Raw genomic sequence first — 15,433 nt, 5'->3', positions numbered from 1 at the left:
AGGAGAATATTTAAACATCATGATGAACCGAACGGCGGTTCGAATCGTTGATTAATGACACAATTTGCTATCAAGAAGATAAAAAAATAGCGGGTATCGTTGTAAACACAAAACTTAACCCGCTATTTCTCAGTTTAGTCGATGTTACGTAATAACTCATTCAGACCGGTTTTGCCCAGCGTTTTAGCATCGACTTTCTTCACGATGACTGCGCAGTACAGGCTGTAGCTGCCATCTTTAGAAGGCAGGTTACCGGAGACGACAACAGAGCCCGCTGGCACGCGGCCGTAATGCACTTCGCCGGTTTCGCGGTCGTAAATTTTGGTGCTCTGGCCGATGTAAACGCCCATCGAAATCACGGAGCCTTCTTCAACGATCACGCCTTCAACGATCTCTGAACGGGCACCGATAAAGCAGTTATCTTCGATAATGGTCGGGTTAGCCTGCAGAGGCTCCAGAACGCCACCGATGCCGACGCCGCCGGAAAGGTGAACATTTTTACCGATTTGCGCACAAGAACCGACGGTCGCCCAGGTATCTACCATGGTGCCTTCATCTACATAAGCACCAATGTTGACGTAAGACGGCATCAGCACAGTATTGCGTGCGATGAACGCGCCTTTGCGCACTGCGGCTGGTGGCACTACGCGGAAACCTTCACGCTGGAAACGCGCTTCATCATAATCGGCGAATTTCATAGGGACTTTGTCGAAGTAACGGCTTTCACCGCCTTCCATCACCTGGTTGTCATTGATTCTGAAAGAGAGCAGTACCGCTTTCTTCAGCCACTGATGCGTTACCCATTCGCCATTAATCTTTTCAGCCACGCGCAGTTCGCCGCTGTCGATTTTGTTAATGACCTGAGTGATGGCGTCGCGCGTTACGCTGTCTACGTTTGCCGGGGTAATGTCTGCACGGCGCTCGAAGGCTTGTTCAATAACGGTTTGTAGTTGCTGCATCCTGTTCTCTTTCCTGAAGTGATGTTAAATAGACAACCGTACTTGTATCACATTTTGTCGGCTGGGTTGAGTGCCTCGGTTAATCGGCGTGTGATTTCCTTGCGCGTCGGCTTATCAAGGGCACGACGTTCTGAGTTCGCCAAAATAAATAAGTCTTCCACCCGTTCGCCGATGGTCGAAATTCTTGCACCGTGCAGCGATAAACCTAAATCAGAGAAAACTTCGCCGACACGGGCCAGCAGGCCGGGTTGATCCAGCGCCACCAGTTCCATATATGTGCGGCGATCGGTGTGCGTCGGCAGAAAACTGACGTCGGTCTGCACACTGAAATGGCGAAGTTTTGGCGACGGGCGTCTTGCCCGCGGCGGCTGATATGCCTGTGTCATTGACTGTTCAAGCGCATAGCGGATCGCCTCGTGACGATCCTGCGCAAGCGGGCTGCCGTCCGGTTCGAGCACAATAAAGGTATCCATTGCCATGCCGTCGCGGTTGGTGAAAATCTGTGCGTCATGAATGCTCAGATTGCGGCGATCCAGCTCTCCGGCAACGGTTGCGAACAGATATGGACGGTCCGGGCTCCAGATAAAGATTTCTGTTCCGCCGCGGGTAGCCTGACGGCTGACCAGCACCAGCGGTTTAGTGGAATCATGTTCCAGCAGGTGCCGGGCATGCCACGCCAGCTGATTGGGAGAATGGCGCAGGAAGTAATCCGCACGACAGCGACTCCAGATCCGGTGCAAAGCTTCTTCATCAATATTGTCCATACGCAACAAGGCCAGCGCCTGCAGGCGGTGATGGCGTACGCGTTCCCGCAGATCCGGCGTATTTTGCATTCCCCGCCGCAATTGTTTTTCGGTCGCGAAATACAGTTCGCGTATCAGGCTCTGCTTCCAGCTGTTCCACAACGTTTCATTCGTGGCGCAGATATCGGCAACGGTCAGGCTCACCAGATAACGGAGACGGACTTCGGTTTGCATTTCTGCTGCGAACTGCTGGATCTCGTTGGGATCCTGAATATCACGGCGCTGCGCCGTGACGGACATCAGTAAATGACAGCGAACCAGCCACGAAACCAGCTGCGTTTCCCGCGAGTTCAGCCCGTGCAGCTCAGCGAATTCCAGCACATCCTGCGCGCCAAGAATCGAGTGATCGCCACCGCGACCTTTGGCGATATCGTGGAAAAGCGCAGCCATCAGCAGCAATTCGGGCTGCGGAAGGCGCGGATACAATTCCACGCACAAAGGATGTTTAGGGCGAGTTTCTTCATGCGCAAAGCTTTCGATTTTCTGCAGAACGCGGATCGTATGTTCATCCACCGTGTAGGCATGGAATAAATCGAACTGCATCTGGCCGACAATTTGTCCCCATTGCGGCATGTACGCCCACAACACGCTGTGCCGGTGCATCGGCACCAGTGCGCGCGAGACAGCGCCCGGATGGCGAAGGATCGACATAAACATTTCCCGCGCCTGAGGGATCATACAAAGCGGTTCTTTCAGATGACGGCGTGCATGGCGCAAAAGGCGCACGGTGGTGGAGTAAATCCCTTTGATTTCGCGATGACGGACCATCAGATGGAACATACCGATGAGCGTTTCCGGCTGACGTTCAAACAAAGAGTCGTCGCGCAGATCGATCAGATCCCCTCGCAGCTGGAAATGCTCATCCAGCGGACGCGGTTTCTCGTTCGGGCCTATCGCGAGAATCGCTTCATCGAACAGCTGCAGTAACATTTGATTCAGCTCGCCCACCCGGCGGGTCATGCGATAGAAATCTTTCATCATCCGTTCGACAGGCTGATTGCCTTCGCCCTGATATTGCAGGAGCTGAGCGACGTTAAGCTGTCTGTCGAAAAGCAGGCGGTTGTCATAACGCGGCAACACCAGGTGCAGGGCAAAGCGGATACGCCACAGGAAACTCTGGCACTCCAGCAGCTCGTTGCGTTCGGCTTTCGTCAGAAATCCAAAAGCGACCATTTCATCCAGCGACGTTGCGCCGAAGTGACGGCGTGCAACCCACAGAATGGTATGGATATCGCGCAGGCCGCCTGGGCTGCTTTTGATATCCGGTTCCAGATTGTAGCTGGTGCCGTGATAGCGCAAATGGCGCTCGTTTTGTTCTTCAATTTTGGCACGAAAGAAGTTGGGGGAAGGCCAGAAACCATCACTGAAAATGTGTTTTTGCATACTGAGAAACAGCGCAACATCCCCGCAAATGAGGCGTGATTCAATCAGGTTTGTTGCGACGGTAAGGTCTGCAAGCCCTTCCAGCAGGCATTCTTCCAGCGTGCGGACGCTGTGACCGACTTCCAGTTTCAGATCCCACAACAGGGTAATCAGCTCTCCGATGCGCTGCGCCTGCTCATCGTTGAGGCGCTTTTGGCTCAGTACCAGCACGTCGATATCGGACAGCGGATGCAGTTCTCCGCGGCCATAACCGCCAACGGCAACCATCGCCGTCTCCGGGATATTATCGAAACCGTAGAATGTCCACAGGCGTTGCAGGAGCTGGTCGATGTAATGCGCTCGCGCATCCACCAGTTCCTCGGCGCGCAGCCCGGCATTAAAAGCGTCCGCCAGCCAGCCCTGAAACTGTTCCATATGTTGTTTGAGGCTCTGACGGTTTAACTCGTCGTCCGGATAAACGGAGGGGGAAACGGGCTGTGGCGGGCAGGAGCAAGGGGGGTTCTGCATTAATTCTGGTTGCAGGCTCTTTTCAGCAGAGAAGTTTTCAGTCATAGAAGCGCAGCCCATTCCTACACGTTTAAGATAAAAAAAACCGGCTTTCGCCGGTTTGATTGACAGATTTATACCCTCTGCGCCGAGCGGGTCACTGTTAGTCGTGCGTCAGGATAGCCGGGATGGTGTCATCCTTACGCAGCGTCATAATTTCACAACCGTTATCAGTCACCACAATAGTATGCTCGTACTGAGCCGACAAGCTGCGATCTTTAGTTTTTACAGTCCAGCCATCTTTCATGGTGCGGATACGGAAATCACCAGCGTTAACCATCGGCTCAACGGTAAAAGCCATACCGGCTTGCAACACTACGCCGCTGTCGTCGGCATCGTAGTGCAGAACCTGAGGTTCTTCGTGGAAGCCTTCGCCAATACCGTGACCACAATATTCACGGACTACGGAGAATTTTTCAGCTTCCACGAATTTCTGAATCTCTTTGCCTAACGTCCGCAAACGGATACCCGGCTTGATCAGACGCAGCGCCAGATACAGGCTCTCCTGCGTTACGCGGCAAAGGCGCTCACCGAGAATGGTTGGTTTCCCCACGATGAACATCTTCGAAGTATCGCCGTGGAAACCCTCTTTAATCACCGTGACGTCGATGTTGACGATATCGCCGTCTTTCAGGATTTTGTCGTCACTTGGGATACCGTGACAAACGACTTCGTTAATCGAGATACACACCGACTTAGGGAAGCCGTGATAGTCGAGGCAGGCAGAAATGGCATGCTGTTTGTTTACGATGTGATCGGAGCAAATGCGATCCAATTCACCGGTGCTGACGCCAGGTATGACGTAAGGCTCGATGATTTCCAGCACTTCGGCAGCCAGACGGCCAGCGACGCGCATTTTTTCGATATCTTCAGGGGTTTTGATTGAAATGGCCATGAGTCATCCTGCTGGTTTGTACATCCGGTGTGCTGTATTTCTACACCGTTGTCGTCAATAATTAGCTGTGGCTTATGGTATCAGCCCTGATATTAGCTGCCAAACTATCATTTCCCGGTGCGGAACCCGCTGAACAAAAGTTGCTGCCCGACCGTTATTTGTGGTATAAAACGCGCCGGCAATCCGCTCTGGGTCCCAGACTCCGGGGGATTAAAGCCAAATTCACTCATATGTGTACTTATTAACGTAAGTAATAACACACACGTATCGACACATACGCCGGGGTGCCTTGAGAATTCGTTCTGCAGGGTCGGTTGTATGGGATACGTGGAGGCATAACCCCGACTACTTAATAGAGGTTTTATCATGGCAACTGTTTCCATGCGCGACATGCTCAAGGCCGGTGTTCACTTCGGTCACCAAACCCGTTACTGGAACCCGAAAATGAAGCCATTCATCTTCGGCGCTCGTAACAAGGTTCACATCATCAACCTTGAGAAAACTGTTCCAATGTTCAACGAAGCTCTGGCTGAGTTGCAGAAGATCTCTGCCCGTAAAGGCAAGATCCTGTTCGTTGGTACTAAACGCGCAGCAAGCGAAGCGGTAAAAGACGCTGCACACAACTGCGACCAGTTCTTCGTGAACCATCGCTGGTTGGGCGGCATGCTGACTAACTGGAAAACTGTTCGTCAGTCCATCAAACGTTTGAAAGACCTGGAAATTCAGTCTCAGGACGGCACTTTCGAGAAGCTGACCAAGAAAGAGGCGCTGATGCGTACTCGCGAACTGGCTAAGCTGGAAAACAGCCTGGGTGGTATCAAGGATATGGGTGGTCTTCCTGACGCACTGTTCGTTGTTGACGCTGATCACGAACACATCGCTATCAAAGAAGCTAACAACCTGGGTATCCCGGTATTCTCCATTGTTGATACCAACTCCGATCCGGATGGCGTTGACTTTGTTATCCCTGGTAACGATGACGCAATCCGTGCAGTAAATCTGTACCTGAGCGCTGTTGCTGCCACTGTCCGTGAAGGCCGTTCGCAAGATCTGGCTGTTCAGGCAGAAGAAAGCTTCGTAGAAGCTGAATAATAAGGCAAGCTCAGCAGAGCCCTTATTAACCAGGTATTGAAATATGTTGGTTAGGGGGCCTTTATTGGCCCCCTTTGCTTATCTTAAATGCGAGAAATATCTCACCGCAAAAAGCCTTTTTGCACTGAGATAATCGAGGAAAATACAATGGCTGATATTACCGCTGCCCTGGTAAAAGAACTGCGCGAACGTACTGGCGCTGGCATGATGGATTGTAAGAAAGCTCTGGTTGAAGCTAACGGCGACATCGAGCTGTCAATTGAAAACATGCGTAAATCTGGCGCGATCAAAGCGGCGAAAAAAGCAGGCAACGTAGCTGCTGACGGCGTGATCAAAACCAAAATCGAAGGCAACTACGGTGTGATTCTGGAAGTTAACTGCCAGACTGACTTCGTTGCTAAAGATGCCGGTTTCCAGGCATTTGCTGACAAAGTGTTGGATGCTGCTGTTGCAGGCAAAATCACTGACGTCGAAGTGTTGAAAACACAGTTCGAAGAAGAGCGTATTCAGCTGGTTGCTAAAATCGGTGAGAACATCAACATTCGTCGCGTTTCTTCTCTGGAAGGCGATGTGCTGGGTAGCTACCTGCACGGTGCTCGTATCGGTGTTCTGGTTTCTGCTAAAGGCGCTGACGAAGATCTGGTTAAACAGCTGGCTATGCACGTTGCAGCAAGCAAACCAGAATTCGTTAAGCCAGAAGACGTGTCTGCTGAAGTGGTAGAAAAAGAGTACCAGGTTCAGCTGGACATCGCGATGCAGTCTGGCAAGCCAAAAGAAATCGCAGAGAAAATGGTTGAAGGCCGCATGAAGAAATTCACCGGCGAAGTTTCTCTGACTGGCCAGCCTTTCGTTATCGACCCAAGCAAAACTGTTGGTCAGATGCTGAAAGAGCATAACGCCGACGTTATCAACTTCATCCGCTTCGAAGTGGGTGAAGGCATTGAGAAAGTTGAGACTGACTTTGCTGCTGAAGTTGCAGCGATGACCAAACAGTCTTAATCAGTACCTGATGCACAATAAAACGGAACCGCTGCATGTTGGCGGTTCCGTTTTATCCAGCCCCAAATTCCAATGACATTGTGCGATGTACTGTAGAACATCCGGTAACAACGCTATGATGTAAAGATTGAATTCTCATTAAGACACATTGCTTCTAGGACAGACACCATGGCTACCAATGCGAAACCCGTTTATCAGCGTATCCTGCTCAAACTCAGTGGCGAAGCCCTGCAGGGCAGTGAAGGTTTTGGTATCGACGCGAGTGTATTAGATCGTATGGCTCAGGAAGTGAAAGAGCTGGTCGAACTCGGCATTCAGGTAGGCGTTGTGATCGGCGGCGGTAACTTATTCCGTGGCGCGGGTCTGGCGCAGGCGGGCATGAACCGTGTTGTAGGCGACCATATGGGTATGCTGGCGACTGTCATGAACGGCCTGGCAATGCGTGATGCATTACACCGTGCTTATGTTAACGCGCGTCTGATGTCTGCAATTCCTTTGAACGGTGTTTGTGATAATTACAGCTGGGCTGAAGCCATCAGCCTGCTGCGTCATAACCGCGTGGTGATTTTCTCCGCGGGGACAGGCAATCCATTCTTTACCACCGATTCTGCAGCGTGCCTGCGTGGTATCGAAATCGAAGCCGATGTGGTATTAAAAGCCACCAAAGTCGACGGCGTATATTCTGCTGATCCGGTCAAAAACCCGGAAGCAACGCTGTATGAGACATTGACCTATCAGGAAGTGCTGGAGCAGGAATTGAAAGTGATGGATCTGGCGGCGTTTACGTTAGCCCGCGATCACAATCTGCCAATTCGTGTATTCAACATGAACAAACCTGGCGCACTGCGCCGCGTGGTGATGGGTGAAAATGAAGGGACGCTGATTTCTAACGCTGAGTGATCCTTCGCCATTGAACATTGTGTTCAGCCAGCCTGTGCTGGCATAAGTATTCACGGACTATACTGAGTATGGTCTGCCAGGTAACCAGCTCTCAAGGGTTCACATCGTGATTAACGACATTAAAAAAGACGCTGAAATTCGTATGGACAAATGCGTAGAAGCATTCAAAACCCATATCAGCAAAATTCGTACCGGTCGCGCTTCTCCGGGTATTCTTGACGGCATCATGGTCGAATACTACGGTTCTGCAACGCCACTGCGCCAGTTGGCTCAGGTAACGGTTGAAGATTCCCGTACCCTTGCTATCTCCGTCTTTGACCGTTCTATCAGCGCTGCTGTTGAAAAGGCGATCATGACATCTGATTTGGGTCTGAACCCTTCTTCTGCGGGCGCGACTATTCGCGTTCCATTGCCAGCACTGACCGAAGAGCGTCGTAAAGACCTGATCAAAGTCGTGCGTGGTGAAGCAGAGCAGGGCCGTGTTTCTGTGCGTAACGTCCGCCGTGACGCTAACGACAAAACCAAAGCGCTTCTGAAAGATAAAGAAATCAGTGAGGATGAAGATCGTCGTTCCCAGGACGATATCCAGAAACTGACTGATATCTTCATCAAGAAAATCGACGTTGCGTTGAGTGAGAAAGAAACCGAGTTGATGGAGTTCTAATCAGACTCGCTCGTTTTCTCCGATAAAGCGTCGCAAATGCGGCGCTTTATTTTTTACAGGCCTCAGATCTTTTATCTGTTTCCACAATCTCATGGACAAGCCGGATAAGAGGTTTCAGACTGTGCACTATTCTGAATTAATGGCGTTACCCCGGGCATTTTCATGAAACAAATGACTATTCTTGGTTCGACAGGTTCTGTCGGCACCAGCACGCTTTCCGTTGTCCGGTCTAATCCCGACGCCTTTGCGGTGAAAGCCCTGGTAGCAGGATGTAATGTGGACGTGATGGCGCAGCAATGTCTGGAGTTTCGTCCAGCTTATGCGTCAATGGCCGATGAAACGTCAGCCCGCGCACTGCGCAACATCCTGACTGAACAGGGCGTCACCACAGAAGTGCTTTCTGGCGAAAAGGCGGCAATCGAACTGGCCGCGCTGGATGATGTTGATCAGGTCATGTCAGCCATTGTCGGAGCCGCAGGGCTTTTGCCGACGCTCGCCGCAGTGCGTGCCGGTAAGCAGGTCCTTCTGGCGAACAAAGAGTCGCTGGTCACCTGTGGTCGTATTTTCATGGATGCCGTCCGGCAGAGCCAGTCTCAACTCCTTCCTATCGACAGTGAACATAACGCGATTTTCCAAAGTTTGCCTGAAGCTGTGCAACAGCAACTTGGCTATGCTTCACTCGAAGAAAACGGCATCTCCCGCATTATTCTGACGGGGTCAGGTGGACCGTTCCGTGAGCTACCTTTGAACCAATTTAATGATGTGACGCCGGATCAGGCCTGCGCGCATCCTAACTGGTCTATGGGGCGCAAAATTTCAGTCGATTCCGCCACCATGATGAATAAGGGGCTGGAGTACATCGAGGCCCGCTGGCTGTTTAATGCGTCGGCTGCGGAGATGGAAGTGATCATCCATCCTCAATCGGTCATCCACTCAATGGTGCGTTATCGCGATGGCAGTGTGCTGGCACAACTGGGCTCTCCGGATATGCGCACGCCAATCGCACATGCGATGGCTTATCCTCGACGGGTTGCTGCAGGAGTGGAAGCGTTGGATTTCTGCAAGATGGGGGCACTGACCTTCTCTGAGCCGGATTATACACGCTACCCTTGTCTGCAACTGGCTATCGAAGCCAGTAATACCGGGCAGGCAGCGACAACTGCGTTGAACGCCGCCAATGAAATTTCTGTTGCTGCATTCCTAAACGGCGAGATCCGTTTCACTGATATTGCATCGGTTAACCGGGAGGTCATGGAACAGCTGGTAAGTGCTGAGCCGGGCTCGGTGGATGAAGTTCTGGATATCGACAGGCAATCGCGGGCTTTAGCCAGGCAGAAACTTCGCACATTTGCGGTCTGACGCTAATTTTAGTGCTTATGCAGCAGTTTGTTAGCATCACATTGAAATGGTATAGTCTGCGCCACGCTGACAGTGGATTCAGGTTTTTAGTGTCTGGATCCCGTAAGTGGAATCGGTAAGCTGTCAGTGTAGCCGTGCCCGCAAGGGAGACACGGCTTTTTTGCGCGTGTTACAGCGCCAGCGTTTGATGTACAACGCCAGCTAAAAAGCCGTCGTGTTCTGATAAAAGGAAATGAGTACGCGTTATGTCCCTCGAAAATCAACAGATGTCTGATACGTCTTGCGCTCAGCCGCGCCATGTTGCCATTATTATGGACGGCAACGGTCGTTGGGCAAAACGTCAGGGTAAAATGAGGGTCTTTGGTCATAAAGCGGGCGTAAAATCAGTGCGTAAAGCCGTGAGTTTTGCTGCCAACCATCATTTAGATGCTCTTACGCTTTATGCCTTTAGTAGTGAAAACTGGAATCGCCCGGCTCAGGAAGTCGCCGCGTTAATGGAACTGTTTGTTCGTGCACTCGACAGTGAAGTTAAAAGCCTGCATAAACACAATGTCAGGTTGCGGATTATTGGCGATGTCAGTCGCTTTAGTGCTCGTCTGCAGGAACGCATTCGTCGTTCAGAAACACTTACACAAAATAACGACGGTCTTACGCTAAACATCGCTGCGAACTATGGCGGACGATGGGATATTATTCAGGGCGTTAAGGCACTGGCAGGTCAGGTTGAAGCCGGTGCGCTGCGGGCAGAGCAAATAACAGAAGACATGCTGGATTCAGCCGTCTGTATGAGCGAACTGGCACCAGTCGATTTGGTGATCAGAACCGGTGGGGAACATCGAATCAGTAACTTCTTGCTGTGGCAAATTGCCTATGCGGAGTTTTACTTTACGGATGTCCTCTGGCCTGATTTTGATGAAAATACCTTTGAAGATGCGCTCAATGCTTTTGCACAACGCGAGCGCCGCTTTGGAGGGACTACACCTATCGGCGCCAATGCGTCCTAGGGAGAACATTTGCTGAAGTATCGCATTATCACAGCTCTGATTTTAATACCGATTGTTATTGCAGCACTCTTTTTGTTACCACCGGTAGGTTTTGCCATTGTCACGCTGGTCGTGTGCATGTTGGCGGCGTGGGAGTGGGGGCAATTAGCGGGTCTGGGAACGCGTAATCAGCGGATCTGGCTGGCTATCCTGTGTGGTTTTCTGCTGGCAGTCATGCTACTGAGCATTCCGGCCTATCATCACAGCGTGCAGTTGCCGCAGGTGAGTGGATCGTTATGGGCTGCGCTTGCCTGGTGGTGTGTCGCTCTGGTGTTAGTCGTGGGCTATCCTGCGTCCGCCGCATTCTGGCGTAATTCACGCGTGCTGCGTGTTTTGTTCGGTGTTCTGACGATTGTGCCGTTCTTCTGGGGCATGGTTGCGCTGCGCCAGTATGGCTATGCAGAGAATCCGCACACTGGCGCCTGGTGGCTGTTGTATGTGATGCTACTCGTCTGGGGCGCAGATTCCGGGGCTTACCTGTTTGGGAAGTTGTTCGGTAAACACAAACTGGCGCCTAAAGTCTCTCCCGGAAAAACCTGGGAAGGTTTCTTCGGCGGGCTGCTGACGTGTGCTCTGATTGCCTGGTTGTTTGGTCGTTATGCACCGTTGAGTGTTCAGCCGTCTGTATTACTCATTTGTTCCGTAGTCGCTGCGCTGGCTTCTGTACTCGGCGATCTGACGGAGAGCATGTTCAAACGCGAAGCTGGAATCAAAGACAGTGGTCATATGATTCCCGGGCACGGTGGAATATTGGATCGCATCGACAGCCTGACTGCCGCCGTTCCTGTATTTGCCTGTCTGATGCTGTTAGTGTATTAATCCGTCGCTGAGATGGTGAAGTTTTCTAAGGAATAGTTGGACATATGATGAACATACTCTGGAGCCTGGCCGCCTTTATCGTTGCATTGGGGGTGCTTATCACCGTGCACGAGTTCGGCCATTTCTGGGTTGCTCGTCGCTGCGGGGTGCGTGTTGAGCGCTTCTCTGTCGGTTTTGGGCGCGCACTGTGGCGCCGCACCGATCGCCGTGGAACAGAATATGTGCTTGCTATCATCCCCCTCGGTGGATACGTCAAAATGCTCGATGAGCGTCTGGAGACGGTTCCACCTGAGCTTAAGCATCTTACTTTCAACAGCAAGACGGTGTGGCAGCGTGCTGCTATTATTAGCGCGGGCCCGATTGCCAACTTTATTTTTGCTGTTTTCGCCTACTGGGTCATCTTCGTTATTGGCGTACCCTCGGTACGCCCGGTTGTGGCTGAAATCACGCCGCAATCTATTGCTGCGCAAGCCAAAGTTTTACCCGGTATGGAACTAAAGTCTATTGGCGGTATCGAAACGCCTGATTGGGATTCAATTCGTTTGTCGTTGATGGGTGAAATTGGCAGTAGCCAAATGACGCTCGGGGTCGCCGAGTTAGGTTCATCAACGGTAATTGAAAAAGTCGTCGATTTGCGTGAATGGACATTTGATCCTGAAACGCAAGATCCTGTGGTTGCGTTGGGTATCATTCCGCGTGGTCCACAGGTGGAGCCCGTTTTAGCTGAAGTACAAGCGGGTTCTGCTGCTCAAAAAGCAGGTTTGCAAGCGGGCGATCGGATCGTTAAAGTTGACGGTCAGGTTTTGTCGGGCTGGCGTAATTTTACGTTGCAGGTGCGCGATAATCCGGGCAAGCCTATGGCGCTGAACATTGAGCGTAATGGTGAGACTCTTGAGTTAACCCTGACACCGGAAAGTCGGACAGTAGGTAAAGGTATCGTACAAGGTTTTGCTGGGGTGGTTCCCAAAGTCATACCGTTACCTGAAGAGTACAAAACAGTTCGCCAATATGGTCCGTTTGTCGCTTTTTATGAGGCCGGTGCAAAAACCTGGCAACTGATGAAGCTGACGGTAAACATGCTGGGCAAGTTGTTTACCGGTGATGTAAAGCTGAACAATCTGAGCGGCCCAATCTCTATAGCACAGGGCGCAGGGATGTCAGCGGAGTATGGTTTAGTGTCGTACCTGACGTTTTTGGCGCTTATCAGCGTCAATCTCGGTATCGTAAACCTGTTCCCATTACCGATATTAGATGGTGGACACTTGGTTTTTCTGGCAATAGAGAAACTAAAAGGTGGTCCAGTTTCCGAGCGAGTTCAAAACTTCAGCTATCAGGTCGGTGCAGTATTGCTGTTCCTGGTTATGGGGCTTGCACTTTTCAATGATTTCTCCCGTCTTTAAGGCTGGAGATTAGGTTAGGAAGAACGCATAACAACGATGGCGATCAAAAAGTTGCTCATAGCGTCGCTGCTGTTTGGCAGCGCCACCGTATACGGTGCAGACGGTTTCGTAGTGAAAGATATTCATTTCGAAGGCCTGCAGCGAGTTGCCGTCGGTGCGGCGTTACTCAATATGCCGGTTCGCGTCGGTGATACGGTTACTGACGATGACATCAGTAATACCATTCGTGCATTGTTTGCCACTGGCAACTTTGAGGACGTTCGCGTCCTGCGCGATGGCGATTCTCTGATTGTTCAGGTTAAAGAACGTCCAACTATTGCCAGCATCACTTTCTCCGGTAACAAATCGGTTAAAGATGACATGCTGAAACAAAACCTGGAGGCCTCTGGCGTCCGTGTTGGCGAAGCGCTTGACCGTACAACAATCAGCAGCATCGAGAAAGGTCTGGAAGACTTCTATTACAGCGTCGGTAAATACAGTGCGTCGGTAAAAGCGGTTGTTACCCCTTTGCCCCGTAACCGTGTCGATCTGAAACTGGTCTTTACCGAAGGTGTTTCTGCCAAAATTCAGCAGATCAACATCGTAGGTAACCATGCCTTCAGTACTGATGAACTGATTTCACACTTCCAGCTTCGCGATGAAGTGCCATGGTGGAACGTGGTAGGCGATCGTAAATATCAGAAACAGAAACTGGCGGGTGACCTTGAAACCCTGCGCAGCTTCTATCTGGATCGCGGCTATGCCCGTTTCAACATTGATTCGACTCAGGTCAGCCTGACGCCGGACAAGAAAGGCATTTACATCACGCTGAACATTACAGAAGGCGAGCAATATAAACTTTCTGGCGTTGAAGTGACTGGCAGCATGGCCGGTCACTCAGCAGAAGTGCAAAGCCTGACTAAAATTGATAAAGGCGAGCTGTATAACGGCGCTAAAGTCACCAAGATGGAAAACGACATCAAGCAGATGTTGGGTCGTTACGGCTATGCCTACCCACGGGTGAATACACAGCCAGAAATCAATGATGCCGATAAGACCGTTAAACTGCATATCAACGTTGATGCAGGTAACCGTTTCTATGTGCGTCATATCCGTTTTGAAGGCAATGACACCAGTAAAGACAGCGTACTGCGCCGTGAAATGCGTCAGATGGAAGGTGCCTGGTTAGGCAACGATCTGGTCGACAAAGGTAAAGAACGTCTGAACCGTCTGGGTTACTTCGAAACTGTGGATGTGGATACGCAACGTGTACCTGGTACTCCGGATCAGGTTGATGTGGTCTATAAAGTGAAAGAACGTAACACCGGTACTTTCAACTTTGGTGTGGGCTACGGTACAGAAAGTGGTGTCAGCTTCCAGGTTGGTGTCCAGCAGGACAACTGGCTGGGTACGGGTAACTCCGTAGGCATCAGCGGTACCAAAAATGATTATCAGACTTACGCAGAATTCACGATCACTGACCCTTACTTCACCGTCGATGGTGTGAGTCTGGGTGGTCGTATCTTCTATAACGACTTTAAAGCGGATAACGCGGATCTGTCTGACTATACCAACAGAAGTTATGGTATTGGCGGTAACCTTGGTTTCCCAATCAATGAGAACAACTCATTGCGTCTGGGGCTGGATTACGTACACAACGATCTGTCCAATATGGAACCACAGATCGCCATGTTCCGTTATCTGAACTCTGTGGGCCTGAAACCTGCGGTCACCACCAGCGATAATGCTGATGCCGATTTCAGTGCTGATGACTTCTTCGTGAACCTTGGCTGGGGTTATAACAACCTCGACCGTGGCTACTTCCCGACTTCAGGGACAAAAGCCAGCCTGAACGGCAAAGTTACCGTTCCAGGTTCCGATAACGAATATTATAAAATCACTTTCGATTCAACCAGCTACATGCCGCTGAATCAGGATCGTGATTGGGTGCTGATGGGCCGTGCTCGCGCAGGTTATGCCGATGGTCTTGGTGGTAAAGAAGTGCCGTTCTACGACAACTTCTATGCCGGTGGCTCAAGCAGCGTTCGTGGTTTCCAGTCGAACACCATTGGTCCAAAAGCAGCCTATTACAAATGTACTACAGCTAATACCTCGTACAGCGGTTGTCCGATTGATAATTCGGACGATGCGGTGGGTGGTAATGCAATGGCAGTACTGAGTGCCGAACTGATTGTTCCAACTCCGTTTGTTAGCGAAAAATACGCTAACTCATTGCGTACTTCTCTGTTCGTGGATAGCGGTACTGTCTGGGATACAGGTTGGGAAAACACGCCGCAGACTATGGCTGCCGGTGTTCCTGATTACAGTAAACCAGGCAATATTCGTGTTTCTTCCGGTCTTGCGTTGCAGTGGATGTCTCCTCTGGGGCCATTGGTCTTCTCATACGCACAACCTGTTAAGAAATACGAAGGCGACAAAGCAGAGCAGTTCCAGTTTAATATCGGCAAAACCTGGTAACTCTCTGTCTGAAAAGCGCTTATTCAGCAGAATCGCAATGACCTGATGCTGAATTTGATACACGGGTTTCGGCCCGTGTATTGTTATTGCGTCAGGTGTTTTGTGTAATTTACT

Annotated in this window: 12 protein-coding genes; 9 read left to right on the top strand and 3 right to left on the bottom strand. The window is 50.9% G+C overall.

Translation table 11 applies throughout. The annotated features are described in order from the left end of the window. Positions 1-134: 134 nt before the first annotated feature. From dapD to map, 3 genes are all read right to left on the bottom strand, one after another. Positions 135-959, bottom strand: a complete 825-nt coding sequence (gene dapD / locus ABSH60_RS05365) for a 2,3,4,5-tetrahydropyridine-2,6-dicarboxylate N-succinyltransferase (protein WP_056781755.1) — start codon at positions 957-959, stop codon at positions 135-137. Positions 960-1,006: 47 nt separating this feature from the next. Continuing rightward, positions 1,007-3,652 (bottom strand): bifunctional uridylyltransferase/uridylyl-removing protein GlnD, encoded by a 2,646-nt coding sequence (gene glnD / locus ABSH60_RS05360; RefSeq protein WP_390975689.1) that lies wholly within the window; start codon positions 3,650-3,652, stop codon positions 1,007-1,009. 142 nt (positions 3,653-3,794) lie between these two features. Further along, entirely contained in the window at positions 3,795-4,586 is a 792-nt protein-coding gene (map, locus tag ABSH60_RS05355; RefSeq protein ID WP_056781752.1) for a type I methionyl aminopeptidase, read from the bottom strand. 366 nt (positions 4,587-4,952) lie between these two features. Here map and rpsB point away from each other — a divergent pair, with 366 nt between their 5' ends. From rpsB to bamA, 9 genes are all read left to right on the top strand, one after another. Continuing rightward, entirely contained in the window at positions 4,953-5,678 is a 726-nt protein-coding gene (rpsB, locus tag ABSH60_RS05350) for a 30S ribosomal protein S2 (protein ID WP_056781750.1), read from the top strand. A 147-nt stretch (positions 5,679-5,825) separates the two neighbouring features. Further along, positions 5,826-6,677 (top strand): translation elongation factor Ts, encoded by an 852-nt coding sequence (gene tsf, locus ABSH60_RS05345; protein ID WP_056781746.1) that lies wholly within the window; start codon positions 5,826-5,828, stop codon positions 6,675-6,677. Positions 6,678-6,845: 168 nt separating this feature from the next. Further along, positions 6,846-7,577, top strand: coding sequence for a UMP kinase (gene pyrH, locus ABSH60_RS05340; protein ID WP_056781743.1), 732 nt, complete (start codon positions 6,846-6,848; stop codon positions 7,575-7,577). Between the two features lie 106 nt (positions 7,578-7,683). Next, on the top strand, positions 7,684-8,241 hold the full coding sequence (gene frr / locus ABSH60_RS05335; RefSeq protein WP_056781740.1) for a ribosome recycling factor: 558 nt from the start codon (positions 7,684-7,686) through the stop codon (positions 8,239-8,241). A gap of 162 nt (positions 8,242-8,403) precedes the next feature. Next, entirely contained in the window at positions 8,404-9,600 is a 1,197-nt protein-coding gene (gene ispC, locus ABSH60_RS05330; protein WP_390973015.1) for a 1-deoxy-D-xylulose-5-phosphate reductoisomerase, read from the top strand. Between the two features lie 245 nt (positions 9,601-9,845). Then, positions 9,846-10,604, top strand: coding sequence for a (2E,6E)-farnesyl-diphosphate-specific ditrans,polycis-undecaprenyl-diphosphate synthase (gene ispU, locus ABSH60_RS05325; RefSeq protein ID WP_056781735.1), 759 nt, complete (start codon positions 9,846-9,848; stop codon positions 10,602-10,604). A 9-nt stretch (positions 10,605-10,613) separates the two neighbouring features. Further along, complete coding sequence (gene cdsA / locus ABSH60_RS05320; protein WP_056781733.1) at positions 10,614-11,462, top strand: phosphatidate cytidylyltransferase; 849 nt, start codon at positions 10,614-10,616, stop codon at positions 11,460-11,462. Between the two features lie 44 nt (positions 11,463-11,506). Further along, the gene (gene rseP, locus ABSH60_RS05315; RefSeq protein WP_122096990.1) at positions 11,507-12,862 is read left to right on the top strand and encodes a sigma E protease regulator RseP; all 1,356 of its coding nucleotides are present in this window, start codon (positions 11,507-11,509) and stop codon (positions 12,860-12,862) included. 36 nt (positions 12,863-12,898) lie between these two features. Beyond that, on the top strand, positions 12,899-15,319 hold the full coding sequence (bamA, locus tag ABSH60_RS05310; protein WP_056781730.1) for an outer membrane protein assembly factor BamA: 2,421 nt from the start codon (positions 12,899-12,901) through the stop codon (positions 15,317-15,319). Positions 15,320-15,433 lie beyond the last annotated feature (114 nt).

Source organism: Rahnella sp. R3(2024) (assembly GCF_042920125.1).
GTDB classification, from domain to species: Bacteria; Pseudomonadota; Gammaproteobacteria; order Enterobacterales; family Enterobacteriaceae; genus Rahnella; species Rahnella rivi.
The sequence above is the reverse complement of the archived record's forward strand: the minus strand, read 5'-3'. Positions and strand labels throughout refer to the sequence as shown.